The sequence below is a fragment of the Bradyrhizobium sp. Kon10 genome (assembly GCF_055807395.1).
Genome location: NZ_JBVVOZ010000045.1, coordinates 1 through 17,572 on the forward strand (window position 1 = coordinate 1; position 17,572 = coordinate 17,572).

Below are 17,572 nucleotides of genomic sequence, written 5' to 3' on the forward strand. Positions count from 1 at the left end.
AAGTACGCCCGCTCCTGCGCACTCAGCACCAACGGCTCGATCGGCCGGCCTCTCACACCTGCATTCGCCACAAGCGCTCTCCTCGAAGGTTTCGAGCACTAATTTATGCGACGAACTTGGGTTCCAGATGACTAGGGCGCGTCCTCATAAACTCGTCCTCATAAACTCGTCAGGTCCGCTTATGAACAGTCCGCTCGGACCAATCAGCTCACTCCAACCAGCGCCTTACAGACCTCCCGGCTGGCCTCTTGGAATAATTTGACGGCACCTCCGGCCCGTCGTCCCTTCAAGGTGATTGAGGCTATCGGGGCGGAAGTATCGCCAAGATCGACGTTCAGTGCGCGCAGCCATGCGCTACTCGATCGCATTCTGAGTATCTGCATCGGCAATAGGGTTATAAACCGACTGCTCGCCAACAGGTTCAACCGCATGTAGATTGAAATCGTGGTGACGGTCGTTGGCGGAAGCGGCAGGTTATGTCGCCGAAATAGCTCGACGCCGGTACGCCCCAAAAAAGAATCGGGCGGCGAGAGCGTCCATTGCTCTTGCATAAGTTCTGCGAGCTTCAACTTCTTCGTCGATCGCAGGAGCGGATGCCGTCGCTCCGCCATCACCGCAAGGGAGGATCTAAACAGCACCTCCGCGGACAAATCATCGGCGACCGGCAACGGCGCCCAGCGCGTTATGGCCAGATCAAGCATTCTCTGGCGCAGAGCATGCTCCAGCGCATCCCGATCACCTATCGTGATATGATACCTGATGCCTGGATATCTGCGGACGAGATGTCCGATTATTTCTGTAACGATGGCGGTGACCGGCTCGGTTGTACCGATCGCAACGAGCCCTTGCGCCGGATCTGACCTTTGCACAATGTCGGTAACACCTAGCTTTATTTCGTCGAAAACGACGCGCGTGCGATCGACAAGAAGGCGACCGCAATCAGTCAGTTCAACTCCGCGCGAAGTGCGATCCAGCAGCGCAGCTCCGACGGCATGCTCCATATCGGTGATAGCTTTGGAGATCGCCGGCTGCGACAACCCGAGACGGCGAGACGCCTTGGCCATGCTGCCGACCTCTGCGACGGTCTGCAGCGTATGCAGATCCTTGAGGCGTAGGCGTCGGCCGATGCGGTCGTGCCACTGCATGGGTAATCACCTCACGTTATAGCCCGATAGGAAAATGCAATTTCGGGTTATAGCGTTGTTGCTTCAGAATAGCGAGATGGAAGGCCGGCCGGATCATCGCATTGCTGTCCCAAGCACATGGAGAACGCCATGCAGCTTTACTCGCGTCGCGCCATACTGGCCGGGTTTTCGGCTCTGGCCCTTCCGCTACCCGTTATTGCAGCCGACCAGCCGCTGAAGATCGTGTTTCCATTCGCGCCTGGCGGGTCGGGAGATTCGATCGCCCGGCTATTTGCCGAGCAGCTTCATACCAGGCTCGGCAAGGTGGCGATTGTGGAGAACCTTGCTGGCGCTGGCGGGCGCATCGGCGCTCAGGCGGTCAAGAATGCCGCACCGGGAGAGGAGGCAGTGCTGTTTGCTTCCGCTTCGCAATTCACACTTCAGCCGCATCTGTTCAGGAGCCTGGGATATGATGCAGAGCGCGACTTTGTGCCACTTTCGCAGGTGATGACGGTCGATCTGGCTCTGGCGGTCAGCGGGAAGCTGCCCATCCATTCGGTGCACGAACTGATCGACTGGATGGAGGCCAATCCCGAACAGGCCGTGTACGGCTCGCCGGGAGCAGGTACAGCACCTCATTTCATCTGCGGCGAGTTTGGCCGGATCACAGGCCTGAACCTGCGCCACACGCCCTATAGGGGTACGCCTGCTGCGCTCCCGGATGTGCTGGCCGGCCGGGTCCCGATGTATATGGCGTTTCTTTCCGAACTCCTGGAGCAACATGGGGGCGGTGGCATACGCATCATCGCCACCGCAGCGGCTGCGCGATCTTCCTTCCTGCCCCAGACCGCAACTCTGAAGGAGAGCGGGATCGATATCGACGCGGCCGGTTGGTTCGCATTCTATGCGCCTGCCCATTCCTCGCGTCAGTTCGTTGAGCGCCTGGGAAAGGAGATCATTGCAATCGGGAGCGATCCCGAAATACGCGCAAAGATTCATGCCATGGGGTGCGAACCGACAGGAACGACATCGGACGAACTTAAAAATATTCAGCGCGCCGAGTTCGAACGCTGGGGACCGATCGTCAAGGCGTCAGGATTCCCGATCGAAGGCTAGAGCGGCACATGACCACCGATCCCCGCGAAAAGTTGTTGGATCTTGTTCAGTCGCACCGCGTGACGGCAGTGATCTATGTCGCTGCCCGGCTGGGGCTCGCCGAGTTGCTGCGCGACGGACCGCGAACGGTCGACGAACTTGCGAGCCGAACCCACACGGATCGGGACGCACTTGCCCGCTTGCTGGTCGCTCTCTCGACCGTCGGCATCTGCTCTCGCGTCGGTGCAGGTCGCTACTTGCTAACCGAACTGGGGGCCGGACTCGACGGTACTGCGGGACGATCATTCAAGAACTGGGTCATTTTTGAAGGCTCCATGCTGACCAGGAGGTGGGATGGTCTTCTGGATTCGATCATGTCGGGCAAGACGGCTTCCCAACTTCAGGACGTCGACGACAATTTCGACCTGATGGCGCGCTCGCCAGAGCATGTGCGGATATTCAATGAAGCCATGACAGACCTGACGCGGCTGGTCACGCACGATCTACTGCAGGCCTACGACCTTGGCACGATCTCCCATTTGATGGATGTCGGAGGCGGCTCCGGGGAACTCATGGGCTGGGTGGCGAGGGCATATTCAACCATCAGAGGAACGGTTTTCGATCTGCCGAGGTGCGCCGACGCCGCCAACCAGCACTTCGGGCACCTCGGAATCTCCGACCGCGTCGATTTTGTTGCAGGCGATTTCTTTCATGCGGTGCCCGCAGTGGCCGATGCGATCATCTTGAAAAGCATTATTCACGACTGGGATGATGAGCGCAGCCGGATCATTCTGGGAAACTGCCGCAAAGCACTTCCCCAGAAAGGCAGACTGCTATTAGTCGAACGTGCGATGCCGGAATTGCCCGGTACCGATGACGCGGGCAGGTCGTGCGCGATGAGCGATCTAAACATGCTGCGCGGTCCAGGTGGACGGGAACGGACCGAAAGGGAATATGACCGGCTCCTGACCGAGAGTGGCTTCCGTCCCATCGCGGTTCTCCGCGCCGGCCGCTTTAATCTGACCGAGTCGCGGCTGTGCTGAGACTTGGAAGCCGGCCGCGGCTATGCGCCAGAGGCGGACAAACACGCCGCAACGAGTAGGGCCTGCTATTCGACGACATCATCGGCGTTAGAGGATATCGATACCGAGTAGCGGTCGGGGCTGCCCACCCCATGAGCGCGACGATGCCATCCTGCGCCTGTTTTGCCCGACGGAGCAACGAGTTTTTGATCAGGCGGATCAACGCTTCCGCGACGCGCCTAAGCCATTGATCCCGCTCATGCCGTCTACTGTGCATGGGGTTGTTTTCGACATTTTTTGTCTTAGAGGCACGACAGCCTCAATCTGAACCGGACCTCATCCGGCCCGCTACTTCATCACCCGCAGGCCCTTGGTCGTGAACCGCTGCGGCTTGTCGCCGGGGCGCAACGGTCGTCGTGTGCCGGCGGCCTTGCCGGTGCCGGGGGGCTGGTGTGCTGGCACGAGCTGGTCGGGACGCGAGCCGATCAGGTCGGCGCGGCCCATTTCCTTGAGCGCGTCGCGCAGCACCGGCCAATTGTCGGGGTCGTGATAGCGCAGGAAGGCCTTGTGCAGTCGTCGTTGCCGAAGCCCCTTGATGGCCTCGACCTTGTCGCTGCCGCCGCGACGCACGCCGCGCAGCGGGTTGACGCCGGTGTGGTACATCGCGGTCGCGGTTGCCATCGGCGAGGGCAGGAAGGTCTGCACTTGATCGGCGCGGTAGCGGTTCTTCTTCAGCCACAGCGCGAGGTTCATCATGTCCTCGTCGGTCGTACCCGGATGCGCCGCGATGAAATAGGGGATCAAATAATATTTCTTGCCGGCTTGTTCGGCCGCGGCATCGAACATACGCTTGAACTTGTCGTAGGCGCCGATGCCGGGCTTCATCATCTTGTCGAGTGGCCCGCGCTCGGTGTGCTCCGGCGCGATCTTCAGATAACCGCCGACGTGATGGGTGACGAGCTCCTTGATGTATTCGGGGCTCTCGACCGCGAGATCGTAGCGCACGCCGGAGGCGACCATCACCTTCTTGATGCCCTTGGTCTCGCGCACCTTGCGATAGAGCCGGATCAGATCGTCATGCGAGGTGTTGAGGTTCGGGCAGATCTCGGGGAAGACGCAGGACGGCCGCCGGCACGCCGCCTCGACGTTCGGATCCTTGCACGCCATCCGGTACATGTTCGCGGTCGGCCCGCCGATGTCGGAGATCACGCCGGTGAAGCCCGGCGTCTTGTCGCGGATCTTCTCGATCTCGCGCAGGATCGAGCCTTCCGAACGGTTCTGGATGATGCGGCCCTCATGCTCGGTGATCGAGCAGAAGGTGCAGCCGCCGAAACAGCCGCGCATGATCGTCACGGAGAACTTGATCATGTCCCAGGCGGGGATTTTTGCTTCGCCATAGGACGGATGCGGCGCGCGCGCGTAAGGAAGATCGTAGACCGCGTCCATCTCCTCGCTGGTCAGCGGGATCGGCGGCGGGTTGAGCCAGAGATCGCGATCGCCATGGCGCTGCACCAGCGGCCGCGCATTGCCGGGATTGCTCTCCCGGTGCAGCACGCGCGATGCGCGCGCATAGGCTTCCTTGTCCTGCTCGACCTGCTCGAGCGCGGGCAGCCGGATCACCGTTAAGCCCTTCGTCCGCGATGCGCCTTCGTCGGCGGAGTCGAGGTCGTCGGCGTGCAGCTCGGTGTAATCCTCCGGCACGCGGCGGAACAGCGCGACACCCCTGATGTCGTCGAGCTCGCGCGGCGCCTCGCCGGCGGCCAGACGATGGGCCACCTCGACCACGGCGCGCTCGGCGTTGCCGTAGAGCAGCAAGTCGGCCTTGGCATCGGCCAGCACCGAGCGGCGCACCTTGTCGGACCAATAATCGTAATGCGCGATCCGGCGCAGCGAGGCCTCGATGCCGCCGAGCACGACCGGCACATCCTTGAATGCCTCGCGGCAGCGCTGCGCGTAGACGATGGTGCAGCGGTCCGGCCGCTTGCCGCCTTCTGCGCCCGCCGTATAGGCGTCGTCATGGCGCAGGCGGCGGTCCGCGGTGTAGCGGTTCACCATCGAATCCATGTTGCCGCCGGTGACGCCGAAAAACACCTTTGGCTTGCCCAGCGCCTTGAACGGCTCGGCCGAATGCCAGTCCGGTTGCGAGATGATGCCGACCCGAAATCCTTGCGCTTCCAGCAGCCGGCCGATGATCGCCATGCCAAAGCTCGGATGGTCGACATAGGCATCGCCGGTGACCAGCACGATGTCGCAGGCGTCCCAGCCGAGCGCGTCCATCTCGGCGCGGCTCATCGGGAGGAACGGCGCGGGCCTGCGCGCAATGTCAGGCGACCGCGACATCAGGGGCGTTTCGGCAATGGCTGGGGTGTTCATGGCGCCTACGCATAGGCCTGCAGGCCCGCGAATACAACCGAGGATGCGCTGCCCGAACAGGTCGCGGTTCCGCCGGGGACTGTGATGGAAGCCCATGTTGCAGCGGTGCAACTCGCCGGCGCCATCGCGACGCGTGAGCGCTGCAAACGGAACCAATCGGCTCCGCGAACATTCAGGTCGTGGGATCGACGCGGACCCCGGTTGGCGCGCGCCCGCAATCCAGGGCGCTCGCGCCCGTTATGGCGATGTTGGCGCCGCTGCCGCCTCGGCCGATGGGGGAGCTGTGAGTACAGTCATAGAGAATTTGCTGTCGCGGAAACAGCAGCTCGTGGATCAGCTCGAAAAAACGCGGTCGATCGAGGAACGCGACAGGATCGAGCACCAACTCGAGCAGATCAACACCGCGCTGGATTTTCTGGACAGGCCGGAATCGAACGGCGAACGATAGCCGCGCTCAATCCACCTTCGGCGCCTCCACCTTCAAGGCTTTGGCATAGACGACGCCTGAATTGGTGATGTGCGTGGTCATCAGTCTTTCGAAATCGGCAAACTCGCCGCGGCCGAACAAATCGAGCAGCCTGCGATGCTCGTCGAAGGATGTGCGGGTGCGCACGTCGATCGGCGAGGTCAGGTTGGTGCGGAGCGCGGCGACGCGCCCGGAGACGAGCTGGTAGGATTCGACGAGATAGCGATTGCCGCAATGCGCGAACAGGGCCTCGTGAAACGCGGCGTCGGCGCGGCCATAGGCGATGTTGTCTCGGGCCGCAACCGCCGGCTCCATCGCCGCGATCGCCGCGTTCATCGTTTCAATCGCACCGTCGCGATCATGGCGAAAGGCGAGCTCGGCGGCTTTCGGCTCCAGCGCGATCCTGAAGGTGCAGAGCGCGCTGATGTCCCCGGCGCTCGGCGTGAACACGAAGCTGCCGACCTGCGGCCGGATCACCACGAGCCCCTGCGCCTGCAACTGTCCCATCGCCTCGCGCACCGGCGTGCGGCTGACGCCGAAGGAATTCGCCACCATGTCTTCGGAGATCGCCGCGCCCAGCGCAAACTCGCCGTCGATGATGGCCTGACGCAAGCGTTGCATCACCCGCTGCGACAGCGATTTCGGCGTATCGAGCTTCAGCGATCGCATCTGCGCTCAGATCACTTTGCCGGGATTGAGCAGATGATCGGGATCGAGCGCGGCCTTCAGTGTCCGCATCAGCGCGATCTCGGCTTCGCTGCGCGCGTGTCCAAGCCACTTCTTCTTCAGCGTGCCGATGCCGTGCTCGGCGGAGACGCTGCCGCCCATCTCGCGGACGAGACCATAGATGATCGCATCCATCTCTTCCTTCGGCTGCTGCGCGACGGTCAGACCCGTCACCCAGGACACCAGATGCAGATTGCCGTCGCCGATATGACCGTAATAGACGCTCTCGCATCCCCTGATCTTGGCGGCGAGCGCCGCCTTGCAGCGCGTGACGAACTCGTCCATCCGCGCCACCGCAAGACCGATGTCGTAGGAGATGTGCGGCCCCAGCACCTGGCCGAATTCGGCGCAGATGTCGCGCACGCGCCAGAACGCTTGCGTCTGCGCCAGCGACTGCGCGACGGCGGCATCGACCAGCAGCCCGCGTTCCATCAGCTGTTCGAGCCAGCTCTGGAAACGCGGCGCATCCAGGTTCTCGTCGGTGCCCTGCGCCTCCACCAGCACGTAGAGGCTGTCGCCCGCCGCGACCGGCGGCTTGACCCCGGCGCGCGACGTGATGACGTCCCAATAGTCGGGCCACATCACCTCGAAAGCCGACAGCAGCGGCCCGAGCCCGCTTCGGGCGGCATCGAGCAATGCGATCACCGCGGCATAATCCTTCAGCGCACAGAGTGCGGCCATGGTCGAGCGCGGCTTTGGATAGAGCCGCAGCACCACACGCGTGATGATGCCGAGCGTGCCTTCCGAACCGATGAAGAGATGCTTCAAATCATAGCCGGCATTGTTCTTCATCAGCTTGTTGAGATTGGTGATGATAGTGCCGTCCGGCAGCACCACCTCCAGGCCGAGCACCAGTTCGCGCGTCATGCCGTAGCGGATCACGCGGTTGCCGCCGGCATTGGTGGAGAGATTGCCGCCGATCGCGCAGGAACCGCGCGAGCCGAGGTCGAGCGGAAAGAAGAAGCCGGCTTCGTCGGCGGCTTTTTGAATCGTCTCCAGCGGCGTGCCGGCCTTCACGGTCATTGTTGCCGACGCGCGATCGATCTCCTCGATGCCGGTCATGCGCTCCAGCGAGATCGCGACCCAGCCCGGCTCAGGCGAGGCGCCGCGGCAGAGCCCGGTCAATCCGCCCTGCGGCACGAACGGCAGGTGCGCCTGTCGGCAGGTCGCGATCGCATCGGCAACGCCTTGCGCATCGAGCGGCCGGATCACCGCGAGCGGCGTTTGCGGCAGGCTCGCGCTCCAGTCGTTGCCATTACGCGCGGGCACGTCGCTGCCGGTCAACACCGCGGCCGCGCCGAGCCTGTCGCGCAGCGCGCCGAGCAATTGGTCGCGATCTCCCGCGGGGGTCACGATGGGGGTTTGCATCCTTCTTGTATGTAAGGTACAAGGAGAAAAGTAAAGTAAAAACCGAGGCTTCGACGAGCTCCGAAGATCGTTACGGATCGGGGTTCTTGCGAGGCCGCAGCAATGGATGGCGCCATGACGGAGGCAATTCGCGGGTTCTGGGTGGCGTCGGCGACGCCGCTGACGTCGGACGGCAGCGTGGATTCCGTGAAGCTCGCCGCTCACGCAAAGCAGCTGTTCGGGAAGGGCATCGATGGCGTCGTGCTGTTCGGCACCACCGGCGAAGGCACCTCCTTCAATGTCGGAGAACGCGTCGCGACCGTTGAGGCTTTGCTCAAGGCGGGCGTCCCGGTCGAGCGCATCGGCATTGGCGGCGGCTTTCCCGCCATCAGCGACAGCATCGCCCTGACGCGCGCCGTGCTCGGCCTTGGCCTGCGCCACGTGCTGTTGCTGCCGCCTTACTTCGATCGCAACGTCACGCCCGCCGGCATCGAGGATGCCTTTGCCGCGATCCTCGATGGCGTTGCCGACGACCGCCTGCGCGCCGCGCTCTATCACATTCCGCAGATCTCGGGCGTCGCGATCCCGACCGATGTCGCCGCGAGCTTGCGCAAGCGCTACGGCAAGACGGTTGCGGGCCTGAAGGACTCCAGCGGTGACTTCAAGCAATTCCAGGCGTTCCGCGCTGCCGCGCCTGAACTCGCCATTACGGTCGGCAATGAAACCGACATCGCCCGCGCGATCGCCGCTGGCGGCGCCGGCACGATCTGCGGCATGGCCAACATCGCGCCGGAGCTGGTCAAGGCGATGATCGACGGCAGGGATGTCGAAGCGCGCATGCAGGCCGCGGTCGACATCGTGGTCAAGAGCCCGTCCTTCCTCGCGACGCTCAAGGCCATTCTCGCCGCACAGACCGGCGACGCAGGCTGGCTGCGCGTACGTCCGCCATTGCGGGCGTTGTCCGATGGCTCCGTGCTCAAGTCGAAGCTGGACGAACTAATCAGCCCTGCCATCGCTTAAGACCGCCTATCGGTCGCGGCAATCGCTCGAGGCGCGCGCATAGATCGCGCCCACCGCCACGAGTGCTGCCGCAAAACCGGCAGCCGCGCCGACACCGAGCGCCCAGCGCGGGCCCAGATTGTCCGCCACCCATCCGACAATCGGCGCGCCGATGGGCGTGCCGCCAAGCGCGACGCCGAGGCGCAACGCCATCACGCGTCCCCTCATCCTCGGCTCGGTCGAGAGTTGCATCAGGCTGTTCGAGGTGTTGGTGACCGTCAGGGCGGCAACGCCGATCAAGACAAGCGCGCCCGCGAACAGCCAGTAACTGGGTGCTACCGCGGCCAGCGTGCAGCCGGCTCCAAAAGCTGCAGCCCCAAGCAGCAGCGAGACGAACCGCGGCTGGGTGCGCCCTGCGGCCAGCAATGCGCCCGAGATCGTGCCGACCGCCATCGTCGAGGACAGCAGGCCGAAGCCGCGCGCATCGGTGTGGAAGACGGTGACCGCCATGGTCGAGATGAAGATCGGGAAGTTCAGCCCAAACGTGCCGATCAGGAACAGCATGATCATGATCGCCCTGAGATCGGCGCGCGACCACACGTAGCGAAAACCCTCCGTCATGCCGCCCTTGGCCCGGTGAGCCCGTGCGTTCGGGCGAAGCTCCGAGTTGCGCAGGAGACAAAGCGAGCCGAGCACCGCCATGAACGATGCGGCGTTGATCAGGAACGCCCATCCGGTGCCGATCGAAGCGATCACGACCCCTGCGATCGCGGGCCCGATCATCCGCGCGGCGTTGAAGGACGTCGAGTTCAGCGCGATGGCATTGGAGAGGTCGCCGTCGCCGACGAGCTCCGCAACGAATGTCTGGCGCACTGGCGCGTCGAAAGCCGCGGCACAGCCGAACAGGAAGGCAAACACGTAGACGTGCCAGAGCTGCACCAACCCACTGACGGTGAGAAGGCCAAGGACCAGCGCCAGTACGCCCATCGTGGCCTGCGTCGCGATCAGAAGTCGTCGCTGGTTGAAGTGATCGGCCGCAAAACCAGTCCACGGCATCAGCAGGAGTTGTGGACCGAACTGCAGTGCCATCACCGTGCCGACAGCCGACGCGTTGTGCCGTGTGAGCTCCGTGAGGACAAGCCAATCCTGAGCGGAGCGCTGCATCCACGTTCCGGTGTTGGACACCAGCGCGCCCGCGGCCCAGATCCGATAATTGAAGTTCCGCAGTGAGCGAAACGTGCCTGCCGCCGGCACGCTCACGAACCCGTCGGCGTGTTGCCGCCGTGGAAGCGGCCGAAATGCCGCGCGCTAAACAGGCTGAGGAGCAGGGCGCCGAGGCCCAGGGCGGCGACGTCGCGCGTTTCCTTCAGGACGAACTCTCCGACACGGCAGACGAGGAGATATCCGACGATGAAGCTGAAGAAGCCCCAGAGCACATTGACGGTCGACGAAGACAGCCCTTGACCGCGCGGTTGCGCGAAGGGGCTCTGGAACGGCTCTCCTCTCAGGCCGCTGACGAGATGCGGAATGGCGTTCGCCAGAACGGCGCCGCCGAAGAAATAGGAAACCAAATCAAGCCAGTTCATGCCTGCGCACTCCGCGTTGCCAGTAGTTCGATGATCGCCTGCGTCGAACCGCTTTCGCCGAGCCGCGGAAAGACGTTTGCGATGCTGTAATCGTGAGCCTCGGGACGCGGATCGGTCATCGCGTCGGTGGCGAGGGTGACATTGAAGCCAGCCTCAAAGGCCTGGCGCGCGGTGGACTCGACGCCGGTGGCGGTGGCGACGCCGGCGATGACGACCTGCGTGACGCCACGTGATCGTAGCTCGCTCTCGAGATCGGTGCTGGCGAACGCGCCCCATGTTCGCTTGGTCACGGTGATATCGCCGGGTTGTTGATCAAGCTCCGGAATGAGAGCGGTCCACCCGTCGGGGAAGGAACCGCCAGCATGCGGCCGCTCCGTGCGGCCCGGCGCTCCGCCATCGACGTTGACCAGCACGACCGGCAGGCGATGCCGCCGAAACGCCGCGGCAAGGGTGCAGCAGCGCCCCACGACGTCGCCCATGGAATGGACGGAAGGTGTGCCGACGATGCCGCGTTGCAGGTCGACGACGATGAGGGCGGTGACCGGGTCGAGCGTCGTGACAGCCATGATTGTGTCCTTCTGGGGCCCAATGTTCCGCGCCAGGGATGCGGCGAGGCCGGGTCAATCGTCGGCAAGCCGCTTGAGCAGCGAGAGCGCCGCGGCCAGCTCGTCCTGCTCCCGCGATGAGAGCTGTGTCGAAATGGTGCGCGAGAGCCAATCCTGCCGCGCGGCGCGACCGACCCGGATCCAGTCGCGACACGCCGTTGTCAACGACAGAATGGTTTGACGGCCGTCCTCCGGGTCGGGCGCGCCACTGACGAGGCCCGCCGCTTGAAGCGCGGCGACCGCGGTGCTCATGGATTGCGGACGCATTCCTTCCGATCGCGCCAGGCTCGATACCGTCGCCGGGCCGTCCTTTTCCAGACGCAGCAGAACGGACACCTGTGACGGCGTCAGGTCATTGGGGCCTGCCTGCTCGCGAAGCCGGCGCTTCAGCTTTCCGATCAGCGAACGGAGGTCCTCTGCGAGCGCACCGGCGCGCGCGGACGGACGTTGGCCTGACGAATTGATCATGCCGCATCGAATACAGATACGAAGTTAAACTGTAAAGATAGTCTACGCAGCCGATCTAGACAAAAAGACGTGAGAAGGAAACGCCGGCGACCGCACTCACAACATGGAGATGTGCAACCCCTCTGAGCCCAGGATGATCGTGCGACAAGCCGTCGCGTCGCAGCGGATCGCTGAGAATGGATTGCCCTTAGAACGATTCAACACTAGAGCGATTCAATCCCGCGCACGGTTCTCTTCATTCACAGCGGCTGCTAGACGCCCCAGCTTCAATGCAGTGCCTGACTTGGAAGTGAATCGAAAGTGCGTGCTTCTGTGGATCGCCCTCGTATCGGAGGTCATCGAAATCGCGCCGACAAGAGCCGCGCACATCTTCTCATCGGCGCAGCCGTGCTGCTCGCCCAATATCCCGCCGGCAGTACCAATGCGCAGGCGCAAACCGCGCTGCCGCCGGTGAATGTGGATGCGCCGACGCCGCGGCCGAAACCGGCGCGCGCATCGGAACAGTCCCAACGCCGTGCGCAAACGGCCGCACGCCAGCGCAGCCTGAATGGAGGCAAGCCGGCCGCTCCGACGCGATCGGAACGCGCGGCGGCTGAAGCGATCGCACAAGCCGCGGCCAAGCTCGGCTACCGCGCGATGCCGAGCGCGACCACGCTACGCTCGGGCGCCTCGCCGCTCGATAGCTCGCAGGCCGTCAATGTCGTACCCGCGCAGGTGCTGAAGGACCAGTTGCCGCGCAACATCGACGATGCGCTGGTCAACATCAGCGGGATCACTCAGACCAACACGCTCGCGGGCACCCAGGATGCCGTGATCCGCCGCGGCTTCGGCGACAACCGCGACGGCTCGGTCATGCGCAACGGCATGCCGCTGGTGCAGGGGCGCAGCCTGAACGCCGCAGTCGAGAGCGTCGAGGTGCTGAAAGGACCGGCGTCACTGCTCTACGGCATCATGGATCCCGGCGGTATCGTCAACACCATCAGCAAGCGTCCTGAACTCTACCAGCACGGCTCGGTCACGCTGCTCGGCTCGAGCTTCGCGAACAACCGCAGCGGCGCCGACGGTACGCTCGACATCACCGGCCCGATCGGCGAGGGTGGTCTGGCCTACCGCTTCATCGGCTACGGCCTCAGCGAGGACTATTGGCGCAATTTCGGCCGCCATCGCGAGATGCTGGTGAACCCGTCGCTGGCCTGGTACGGCGACACCACGACGGTTCAGCTCACCTATGAGCACCGCGAGTTCATCTACCCGTTCGACCGCGGCACGGCGTTCGTCAGGGGTGCTCCACTGGCGATCCCGGCGACGCGCCGGCTCGACGAGCCCTTCAACAACATGTGGGGCACCTCCGACCTGGTGCAGGCCTCGGTCGAGCAGAAGCTGGACGACAATTGGAAGGTCACGGCGGCCTACAGCTTCAACACCGAGACTTATAGCGCCAATCAGCTTCGCATCACCGGCGTCAACACCACGACCGGCATCGAGACCCGCAGCAACGACGGCACCCACAATTCGCTGAGCAACGCCAGTTACGGCACCTCCTATCTGCAGGGCGACGTCTGGGTGGGCGGCTTCCGCAACGAAATCCTGTTCGGAGGCGAGGCGCTGTATCGCACGATCGATCGCCGCGATCTGATCCGCCAGGCGACCGCGAGCTTTAATTTTTACAACCCGGTCTACGGACTGGTCGTGCCGGGCACGACCATTTCGGCGAGCGACAGCGAGCAAACCGACAAGCTCGGCACCCGCGGCTTCTTTGCCCAGGACACGTTTCATCTGACCAACTGGCTGTCCGTGGTTGGAGGCGTGCGCTGGATGGAATACGAGCAGCTCGCGGGAAAAGGTCGGCCTGTCTTCGTCACGAACACCAATCTGTCAGGCGACAAGGTGCTGCCGCTCGGCGGCGTTATCGTCAAGCTGAACGATCAGCTCTCGTACTATTTGAGCTATACGCAGTCGCTGAAGCCGACCTCGACCATCGCCGCGTTCACCAGCGGCTTTGTCGTTGATTCCACCATTGCGCCGGAGGAGGGAACGCAGTGGGAGACCGGGCTGAAGTTCGACGTCAACAAGCGGCTGTCGGGCACTTTGGCGCTCTACGACATCGAGAAGAAGAACGTGCTGGTGCTGGATGATCTCGGCAACGGCAAGTCGGGGGCGCGCACGTCCGGCGCGGCCCGGTCGCGTGGTGTCGAACTCGACGTGACCGGCAGGCTGACCGATCAGTGGAGCATGATCGGAAGCTATGGTTACACCGACGCGCGCCTGATCAACGATCCCGTTGTCGGCAACGCCAGGCTGCTGAACGTCGCGATGAACACGGCTTCGCTCTATCTAGTCTACGATTTTGGCGCTGCGCTACCCGGTCGTCTGCGGCTTGGCGCCGGCGCGCACTATGTCGGTGATCGGCCGGGCGACTCCGCCAACACATTCTTCATGCCGGGCTATACCGTCGCAGACGTTTTTGCGACCTACGACACGAAGATCGACAACCTGCCGGTGACCTATCAGTTCAACATCAAGAACCTGTTCGACAAGGTCTACTACACGTCCACCACCGGAAACGCGTTGAACGTCGCGATCGGCGATGCCCGGCGCTTCTCGCTGTCGGCGACGGTGAAGTTCTAACGATGGGGATGCCGTACAAATCACCGCGCTCATCAAGAAGATCGATCTCGATGAGTAGGCTGGGGCGAAAGATCAAGGCGGCTCTGCTTCAGGTCCATTCCATTGCGGGCCTCGCGCTCGCGCTGCTGCTCTCCTTGATCGCGCTGACCGGCGCGATCATGAGCTTTGAGGACGAGATCGTCGAGCATCTGAACGCGGCGATCATGCAAGTCGCGCCGCGAACGACGCCGGCGCTGCTGCCGGATGAATTGGCCGCGCGTCTTAGGGCCGTGCCCGACCTCGGCAAGATTGCTTCTGTGATGCTTTCGAGCGATCCATCCGCGGCCGTGCATGTCCGCTTCGCCCGCGACGAGCAGGGCGCGCGGCCGTCGTCGCTCTATGTCGATCCCTATGACGCGCGCGTGCTGGGTGCGCCGCGCGGCGAAGAATTTTTTGCGACCGTCCGCAGGCTGCATCGCTGGCTGCTGATCCCCGGAGACGCCCAGGGCTGGGGCCGCCAGATCACCGGTGTTGCCGCGCTCGGCCTGATCGTCATGCTGCTCTCGGGCCTCGCGCTACGCTGGCCGCGTCGCGCTGGCAGCGTGAAAATGTGGCTGAAGCCGAATCTCGGCCTCAGCGGCCGTGGTCTGCACCGCTCATTGCACGCCGTGATCGGCACCTGGGTGCTGCCGATCTATCTGGTGATGACGCTGACCGGGCTGTGGTATTCGTTCGACTGGTACAAGGATGGTGTGGTCTGGCTGCTATCGCGCCCGCAGCCGGCCGCAGCGAAGATGCAGCCCAAGGCGCCGCGCCCGGCCAGCGGCCGCGACACCGGTCAGCCGATCGGATTCGATCGCGCGTGGTCAACCCTCCTCCACCAAGAGGGCAGCCATTTCGCGCGAGCCCTGCTGACGCTGCCTGCCAGCCCGGGCACAGTGATACGCATTCGGTCGTGGCAGAACGATTCGACGCTCGAAAGCGTGCGCGACGAATTCCGCATCGATGCTGTTACCGGCCAGGTGGTCTCCGCGGAGCGCTATGCCGACAAAACGCTTGGCGAGAAAGCGATTGCCGGCGTGCTCGACATCCACCGCGGCGCGGCCCTCGGCTGGCCCGGGAAGCTTGCGTTCATGATGGCGGCCGCGCTGATGCCGCTGTTCGCGATCACCGGCGTGCTGTTGTACCTGTCGCGCGGCAAGCTGCGGCCATCACGCCAGCGCGCAGCGCTCAGCGATGATGCTGCCGATTGCGCGGGCGAAAGGCAGGGCGCGACCGGGGGTGATACCAAGGGCGAGCTCGACGGCATTGAGCTGCGGCAGGTCCGCTAGATCGTCCGCGTGCCGCAGCGATTTGCGCATGCCCAGCTTGAGCGGCAAAGCCGTGTAGCCGAGGCCGGCCTCGACGGCACCAGCAAGCGCGGAAAGGCTGCGCGCCTCGCAGGCGATGGACCATTCGCGCCCACCGAGGCGCAGGCTACGCAGTGCTTCGTCGCGATAGGCGCAGCCGTCGGCGAACGCCACCAGCGGAACGGCATCGTCGGATCGACCCGCCTTGCCGAACCAGGCCATTGGCTCGAACGCAATGGCGGCCTCGGCAGCGTTCGACGGGGCGCGCTTGTAGAAGGCGAGATCAAGCCGGCCGAGACCGACATCCTGCGCGAGCCGCGCCGACAGGTCCGTGCGCACGAATAGCCGTGCCTCGGGGAAGCGTGAGCGGATTTCGCCGAAAGCCGACGCGAAGTCACGTTCGAGAAAATCTGCAGGCATGCCAAGCCTGATCTGCTCATTCCCGTTCGGCCGGCGCATCGCGTAGACGGCGCGCTCGTTCAGCGCGACGATCTCTCGCGCATGCGCGACCAGCTCCGTGCCCTTTACGGTGGGGCCGAGCACCCTGCCGCGCGCCCTCTCCAGCAGGGAATGGCCGACCACGGCTTCGAGCCGGGCGATCTGAAGGCTGATGGCGGATTGCAACCGCCCCAATTGCTTTGCTGCGCGCGAAAAACTCTTCAGCTCGACGATGGCGAGCAGCGACCGGAGCGTGTCGATATCGAGGGTCGTCGGCATGGAAAACTCCGGACCACGCTGCCGGATAGGACTCCGGCGGGACGGGCGGTCAGAATGAGATTTATCAATGAAGCCATTGCAAAAATCAATTTTTCCCGTGCGGGGGCGCGCGCTATCAGGCATGCGCACCGGTCGCGACTGGTCGCTTGGGAGGAAGCACATGCAACGCCGTGATGTTCTGAAAGGCCTGGGACTGACTGCCATCGCCGCCGCGCCCGCGCTGGCGCAAGGCACAGCCGCGACCGCGCCGCCGTCGACATCGCCCTGGTCCGCGCCGCAACTGGCGACGGGGGGCCAACTCGGGCACTGTCGCGTCGGCAACGGACCGGCGGTCTGCGTAGTGCTGCATGAATGGCTCGGCGACCACGTCAACTGGGAGCAGATGCTGCCCTATCTCGATCCCGCCCGCCACACCTTCGTGTTCATGGATTTGCGAGGGTACGGCTGGTCGCGCGGCGTGAGCGGCGGTTACACGCTGGAGGAAGCGGTCGCGGACGTGATGCGCACCGCCGATGAGCTCGCCATCAGCCAATTCCATCTCATCGGCCATTCAATGTCAGGATTGGTGGCGCAGAAGATTGCGCTTGAGGCACCAAGCCGGATCCAGAGCGTGACCCTGTTCTCGCCGGTGCCGCCCACCGGCTTCCGCGCCGACGAGGCCGCGCTGAAGGCGCTCAATGCCGTCATCGACCAGGATGAGGCGGCCGCCCGCGCGATCACAGCCCGCACGTCGAATCGTTACGGCGCGGGCTGGCTGCACCGCAAGCTCGCCATCGCCCGCGGAGCCGGCACGGTCGAGGCCATGCGCGGCTACCTGACGATGTTCACGACCTCCGCCATCACCGGCGATTCACATGCGCTGACCGCGCCGTTGCACGTCGTGACCGGCGCACTGGATTTCCCGTTCTATCGCGGCGAGCCTTTGCGGAATGCCTTTGCGCTGGCCTATCCGCGCGTGACGTTCGAGACCATCGAGGATGCCGGCCATTATTCCATGCTGGAAACCCCGGTGCGGGTCGCGAGCATCATCGAGAAGCAGCTAGCGGCCACGGGCTGAGCTCGCACTGCAACGGAGTGGCTAGCCAAGG

16 protein-coding genes are annotated in these 17,572 nt (G+C 63.9%); 7 read left to right on the top strand and 9 right to left on the bottom strand.

Annotated features, from left to right (window positions below):
• Positions 1–203: 203 nt before the first annotated feature.
• Positions 204–1,145 carry a LysR family transcriptional regulator gene (locus AC0L2O_RS33390; protein WP_473372740.1) on the bottom strand — a complete coding sequence of 314 codons (942 nt, stop codon included), beginning with the start codon at positions 1,143–1,145 and terminating at the stop codon, positions 204–206.
• A 129-nt stretch (positions 1,146–1,274) separates the two neighbouring features.
• On the opposite strand from AC0L2O_RS33390, the gene AC0L2O_RS33395 reads away from it, so the two are divergent.
• On the top strand, positions 1,275–2,240 hold the full coding sequence (locus AC0L2O_RS33395; RefSeq protein WP_473372741.1) for a tripartite tricarboxylate transporter substrate-binding protein: 966 nt from the start codon (positions 1,275–1,277) through the stop codon (positions 2,238–2,240).
• Positions 2,241–2,248: 8 nt separating this feature from the next.
• A complete protein-coding gene (locus AC0L2O_RS33400; protein WP_473372742.1) occupies positions 2,249–3,262 on the top strand; it encodes a methyltransferase in 1,014 nt (337 codons plus the stop codon).
• 327 nt (positions 3,263–3,589) lie between these two features.
• Here AC0L2O_RS33400 and AC0L2O_RS33405 read toward each other — a convergent pair whose 3' ends face one another.
• Complete coding sequence (locus tag AC0L2O_RS33405) at positions 3,590–5,614, bottom strand: YgiQ family radical SAM protein (RefSeq protein WP_473372743.1); 2,025 nt, start codon at positions 5,612–5,614, stop codon at positions 3,590–3,592.
• Positions 5,615–5,747: 133 nt separating this feature from the next.
• On the opposite strand from AC0L2O_RS33405, the gene AC0L2O_RS33410 reads away from it, so the two are divergent.
• On the top strand, positions 5,748–6,062 hold the full coding sequence (locus tag AC0L2O_RS33410; RefSeq protein WP_473372744.1) for a hypothetical protein: 315 nt from the start codon (positions 5,748–5,750) through the stop codon (positions 6,060–6,062).
• Between the two features lie 6 nt (positions 6,063–6,068).
• On the opposite strand, the gene AC0L2O_RS33415 is transcribed toward AC0L2O_RS33410, so the two are convergent.
• Both AC0L2O_RS33415 and AC0L2O_RS33420 read right to left on the bottom strand, forming a co-directional pair.
• Complete coding sequence (locus AC0L2O_RS33415) at positions 6,069–6,749, bottom strand: GntR family transcriptional regulator (RefSeq protein WP_473372745.1); 681 nt, start codon at positions 6,747–6,749, stop codon at positions 6,069–6,071.
• Positions 6,750–6,755: 6 nt separating this feature from the next.
• A complete protein-coding gene (locus AC0L2O_RS33420; RefSeq protein WP_473372746.1) occupies positions 6,756–8,174 on the bottom strand; it encodes an FAD-binding oxidoreductase in 1,419 nt (472 codons plus the stop codon).
• 114 nt (positions 8,175–8,288) lie between these two features.
• On the opposite strand from AC0L2O_RS33420, the gene AC0L2O_RS33425 reads away from it, so the two are divergent.
• Positions 8,289–9,173 carry a dihydrodipicolinate synthase family protein gene (locus AC0L2O_RS33425; RefSeq protein WP_473372747.1) on the top strand — a complete coding sequence of 295 codons (885 nt, stop codon included), beginning with the start codon at positions 8,289–8,291 and terminating at the stop codon, positions 9,171–9,173.
• 6 nt (positions 9,174–9,179) lie between these two features.
• On the opposite strand, the gene AC0L2O_RS33430 is transcribed toward AC0L2O_RS33425, so the two are convergent.
• The 4 genes from AC0L2O_RS33430 to AC0L2O_RS33445 are packed head-to-tail and all read right to left on the bottom strand — an operon-like array spanning position 9,180 to position 11,811.
• Positions 9,180–10,412: an MFS transporter gene (locus AC0L2O_RS33430; protein WP_473372748.1), complete on the bottom strand. Its 1,233-nt coding sequence runs from the start codon at positions 10,410–10,412 to the stop codon at positions 9,180–9,182.
• Complete coding sequence (locus tag AC0L2O_RS33435) at positions 10,409–10,738, bottom strand: hypothetical protein (RefSeq protein ID WP_473372749.1); 330 nt, start codon at positions 10,736–10,738, stop codon at positions 10,409–10,411. Before AC0L2O_RS33435 ends, AC0L2O_RS33430 begins: the two co-directional genes overlap by 4 nt.
• A complete protein-coding gene (locus tag AC0L2O_RS33440; RefSeq protein ID WP_473372750.1) occupies positions 10,735–11,304 on the bottom strand; it encodes an isochorismatase family protein in 570 nt (189 codons plus the stop codon). The genes AC0L2O_RS33435 and AC0L2O_RS33440 overlap by 4 nt, the downstream gene beginning before the upstream one ends.
• A gap of 54 nt (positions 11,305–11,358) precedes the next feature.
• Complete coding sequence (locus AC0L2O_RS33445; RefSeq protein WP_473372751.1) at positions 11,359–11,811, bottom strand: MarR family winged helix-turn-helix transcriptional regulator; 453 nt, start codon at positions 11,809–11,811, stop codon at positions 11,359–11,361.
• A gap of 387 nt (positions 11,812–12,198) precedes the next feature.
• On the opposite strand from AC0L2O_RS33445, the gene AC0L2O_RS33450 reads away from it, so the two are divergent.
• Positions 12,199–14,439, top strand: coding sequence for a TonB-dependent siderophore receptor (locus AC0L2O_RS33450; RefSeq protein WP_473372752.1), 2,241 nt, complete (start codon positions 12,199–12,201; stop codon positions 14,437–14,439).
• A 50-nt stretch (positions 14,440–14,489) separates the two neighbouring features.
• On the top strand, positions 14,490–15,749 hold the full coding sequence (locus AC0L2O_RS33455) for a PepSY-associated TM helix domain-containing protein (RefSeq protein WP_473372753.1): 1,260 nt from the start codon (positions 14,490–14,492) through the stop codon (positions 15,747–15,749).
• Here the strand turns inward: AC0L2O_RS33455 and AC0L2O_RS33460 are convergent.
• Complete coding sequence (locus AC0L2O_RS33460) at positions 15,630–16,607, bottom strand: LysR substrate-binding domain-containing protein (protein WP_473372754.1); 978 nt, start codon at positions 16,605–16,607, stop codon at positions 15,630–15,632. The two genes, AC0L2O_RS33455 and AC0L2O_RS33460, sit on opposite strands and share 120 nt — an antisense overlap.
• 37 nt (positions 16,608–16,644) lie before the next feature.
• Between AC0L2O_RS33460 and AC0L2O_RS33465 the strand changes: the two genes are divergently transcribed.
• Positions 16,645–17,541 carry an alpha/beta fold hydrolase gene (locus tag AC0L2O_RS33465; RefSeq protein ID WP_473372755.1) on the top strand — a complete coding sequence of 299 codons (897 nt, stop codon included), beginning with the start codon at positions 16,645–16,647 and terminating at the stop codon, positions 17,539–17,541.
• Positions 17,542–17,572 lie beyond the last annotated feature (31 nt).

What these genes read in the sequence shown, in the direction of transcription:
- AC0L2O_RS33390 (WP_473372740.1), bottom strand. Translation starts at nt 1,145, where the DNA reads ATGCAGTGGCACGACCGCATCGGCCGACGCCTACGCCTCAAGGATCTG.
- AC0L2O_RS33395 (WP_473372741.1), top strand. Translation starts at nt 1,275, where the DNA reads ATGCAGCTTTACTCGCGTCGCGCCATACTGGCCGGGTTTTCGGCTCTG.
- AC0L2O_RS33400 (WP_473372742.1), top strand. Translation starts at nt 2,249, where the DNA reads ATGACCACCGATCCCCGCGAAAAGTTGTTGGATCTTGTTCAGTCGCAC.
- AC0L2O_RS33405 (WP_473372743.1), bottom strand. Translation starts at nt 5,614, where the DNA reads ATGAACACCCCAGCCATTGCCGAAACGCCCCTGATGTCGCGGTCGCCT.
- AC0L2O_RS33415 (WP_473372745.1), bottom strand. Translation starts at nt 6,749, where the DNA reads ATGCGATCGCTGAAGCTCGATACGCCGAAATCGCTGTCGCAGCGGGTG.
- AC0L2O_RS33420 (WP_473372746.1), bottom strand. Translation starts at nt 8,174, where the DNA reads ATGCAAACCCCCATCGTGACCCCCGCGGGAGATCGCGACCAATTGCTC.
- AC0L2O_RS33425 (WP_473372747.1), top strand. Translation starts at nt 8,289, where the DNA reads ATGACGGAGGCAATTCGCGGGTTCTGGGTGGCGTCGGCGACGCCGCTG.
- AC0L2O_RS33435 (WP_473372749.1), bottom strand. Translation starts at nt 10,738, where the DNA reads ATGAACTGGCTTGATTTGGTTTCCTATTTCTTCGGCGGCGCCGTTCTG.
- AC0L2O_RS33440 (WP_473372750.1), bottom strand. Translation starts at nt 11,304, where the DNA reads ATGGCTGTCACGACGCTCGACCCGGTCACCGCCCTCATCGTCGTCGAC.
- AC0L2O_RS33445 (WP_473372751.1), bottom strand. Translation starts at nt 11,811, where the DNA reads ATGATCAATTCGTCAGGCCAACGTCCGTCCGCGCGCGCCGGTGCGCTC.
- AC0L2O_RS33455 (WP_473372753.1), top strand. Translation starts at nt 14,490, where the DNA reads ATGAGTAGGCTGGGGCGAAAGATCAAGGCGGCTCTGCTTCAGGTCCAT.
- AC0L2O_RS33460 (WP_473372754.1), bottom strand. Translation starts at nt 16,607, where the DNA reads ATGCCTGATAGCGCGCGCCCCCGCACGGGAAAAATTGATTTTTGCAAT.
- AC0L2O_RS33465 (WP_473372755.1), top strand. Translation starts at nt 16,645, where the DNA reads ATGCAACGCCGTGATGTTCTGAAAGGCCTGGGACTGACTGCCATCGCC.